The sequence below is a fragment of the Serinicoccus sediminis genome (assembly GCF_004153545.1).
GTDB lineage: Bacteria > Actinomycetota > Actinomycetes > Actinomycetales > Dermatophilaceae > Ornithinicoccus > Ornithinicoccus sediminis_A.
This window is the reverse complement of record NZ_SDVA01000033.1, coordinates 1-2,329: the sequence shown is the minus strand read 5'-3', so window position 1 is coordinate 2,329 and position 2,329 is coordinate 1. Positions and strand designations below refer to the sequence as shown.

Below are 2,329 nucleotides of genomic sequence, written 5' to 3'. Positions count from 1 at the left end.
CCTGCTCGCCCAACGCGACGACGCCTGCACCAAAGGCCAGACCCGCCGCGCCGCCATCTACGACCAACTCCTCACCGGCCTCGACACACACGAAGCCTCTTGACATCGATCACCCACATAATGCCGAGTTGCGGATAGTGGTATGCCGACGGTCGGGTTGGCTCGGAGTACCGGCTCGGACCCCGACAGACTGGCAACACCTCAATACCTTCATTTCCAAAGCAACGAACTGCTGCCGCCTAGCCTGAGATCTCGCCACTTGTCCGGCCTCGGGCGGGATTGCGAGCGGCAAGCCATCAGCGCATCGGTGACAAGCTCGAGGACCGTGCTCAGTCGCCGCGGCCCTTGATGAACCAGGTGTGCTGTCCAAGGGCCCTAGCGCCGCGGCATGTTTCGTGTGGATGTGAGATTCTTCGCCCTATGGCCAACGAGCATGAGGAAAGCCAGGCCGCGTCCACGGATGTTGAGGCGAGTGGCGTGGCTATCACAAGACTGACAGTTTTAAGTTGGACGATTCCTCTGCTGTGCGCCCTCGGGCTGGCGGTGTTCTCAGAGAGTTTGGCGCTCAGAGTGACTGGATTAGTCCTGATGGCGGCTTTCGCGGTCCTCATTTTGGTTGCGGTCAGAAAACGGAAGTAGAACGGCCCGGGCAGGAAATCTCCCGAGAGGTCGTCGTGCCATCCCAGATCGCACCCCAGCCGCTAGACCGATCTGATCCTCGAGAACGCACTGTCATGCCGCGCTGAGGACGGCTACGCTCGTCCGATCACACGAGGAGAACCTGGCTGTCCGGCCCGAAGTTCCTGCAATAGAGGAACGTCGGCAGCGGGAACGCCCGGCAAAGGTACTGTTGCCCCATCCTTGAGTTTGGCCCGCACGGCTGTCGCTCTCCCGTTGACAGGACCTACTTGCAACTCCTCAACAGTGGACCAAGGCAGACGCCTCGTTCTGAGCTGTGTGACCTGGATGCCCTGATAGTCCGCTGAGCACCCAATTCGCGCCATGCCCATGAAGCCGAGACCCGCAACGAAGTTGCACACAGCGGATAGTTGCGTGCCCCAGTGGAGGTCGTCGCGGAACAGAGTGCCGATCAGGAAAAGGGTGGTGAACGGTAGCCAAATGCGAGCGAAGACGCGCCACCACCGGCCCTGCTGGCGCCAGACGCTTCGCTCACGCGGACCTTCGGTCATCTAGCACTCCCCGGGAGACGATGGACGCCACCTTACGCGCACTCTTCGGCGCACGCTTCTGCCGTCGAGTGAAGGATTCACTTCATCAGTACCAGCGAGCTGGCCCTTCACTCACCGGGCGACAGGCTACTCGCGCCGCCGCTCATCGTCTTCTAGGGCCTTGATGGCCTGCCCATCGATTTGGCGACGCTGGGCGACGAAGTAGCTCAACCAGATGGCCCACCCCAGGACGACGACCGCAACGGGCAACCAGAACAAGACAGGGTTCCGGTCCTCGGGGGCACCTAGGGCCAAGCCGATCCCCCAGACAGAGCCAAAGGCCATAACCATCGCCGCAGGCACGGCTCTAAAGCGCTCGACATCCAAGATGTCGAACCACCCGTTCTCACCCCTCTCATTACCCATGGCCGAGCACTCTAGTCAGGAAACAATCAGCGCCGGCTGAGCCAGGACTGCACGCTCATGCCGCCGGTCGCGCGTTAGCGAGCGCTGCTCAAGCTCACGCCAAGAGGGTGACGCGTGCTGTCCCCGGAGCCGCGGCGTAGTCGACGAAGTAGAGGTTCTCATCCGGGTTCAAGCGCTCGAGCAGATCACGCAATGGCACACCGCTGATGAAGTCTTTTGTCGAGAACGTCCACGGCGGAGTGGAGCTGATCAGATAGACGGGCATCTCATCGATGCCGCGAACGGAGTAGCTGAGGCCCATGACTGCACGGTACCCGGCCTGCGGGGACATCCGACTTCGTCCTATGTCTCACGCAACTATCGGGCCCATGAGAGTCATCCCTGCCACGGGGTAACTACAGACACGTCCGCAGCGCATACGGTTGCCCGATGAGCATTCGTGAATATCTCGGGCTAACGCGAGCTGAGTTGCTGTCGGGCTACCTGCGGAACGAGAAGGGCAATATGCCCGTGTGCCAGCGGTGCGGCGCTCTCGTAGCCTTCGAGTCGCAGTCCCGGCACACCACCTGGCATGAGAGCGGCCCCAGCGGCCGCCCGACGACCTGAACTGCCGCTGGCCGCGCGGTGGGCTCACGGGTCAGGCGGGGCGAGACAGCTCGTGCTCGACGGCTCGGCGGATCCAGGCCGAGACTGAACGATCGTCAGCTTCTGCGGCGCGCTTGACTTCCTCGAGC

At 62.3% G+C, this 2,329-nt stretch carries 3 protein-coding genes; all 3 read right to left on the bottom strand.

What is annotated here, in order from left to right:
* Window positions 1-752: 752 nt before the first annotated feature.
* Window positions 753-1,004 carry a PH domain-containing protein gene (locus EUS26_RS17700; RefSeq protein WP_420330026.1) on the bottom strand — a complete coding sequence of 84 codons (252 nt, stop codon included), beginning with the start codon at window positions 1,002-1,004 and terminating at the stop codon, window positions 753-755.
* A 312-nt stretch (window positions 1,005-1,316) separates the two neighbouring features.
* The gene (locus tag EUS26_RS16440; RefSeq protein ID WP_130014910.1) at window positions 1,317-1,595 is read right to left on the bottom strand and encodes a hypothetical protein; all 279 of its coding nucleotides are present in this window, start codon (window positions 1,593-1,595) and stop codon (window positions 1,317-1,319) included.
* Window positions 1,596-1,689: 94 nt separating this feature from the next.
* On the bottom strand, window positions 1,690-1,896 hold the full coding sequence (locus EUS26_RS16435; RefSeq protein ID WP_130014909.1) for a hypothetical protein: 207 nt from the start codon (window positions 1,894-1,896) through the stop codon (window positions 1,690-1,692).
* Between the last annotated feature and the right edge of the window lie 433 nt (window positions 1,897-2,329).

Bases quoted from the DNA above. Each gene is read 5' to 3' on its own strand.
- EUS26_RS17700 (WP_420330026.1), bottom strand. From the start codon at position 1,004: ATGGCGCGAATTGGGTGCTCAGCGGACTATCAGGGCATCCAGGTCACA.
- EUS26_RS16440 (WP_130014910.1), bottom strand. From the start codon at position 1,595: ATGGGTAATGAGAGGGGTGAGAACGGGTGGTTCGACATCTTGGATGTC.
- EUS26_RS16435 (WP_130014909.1), bottom strand. From the start codon at position 1,896: ATGGGCCTCAGCTACTCCGTTCGCGGCATCGATGAGATGCCCGTCTAT.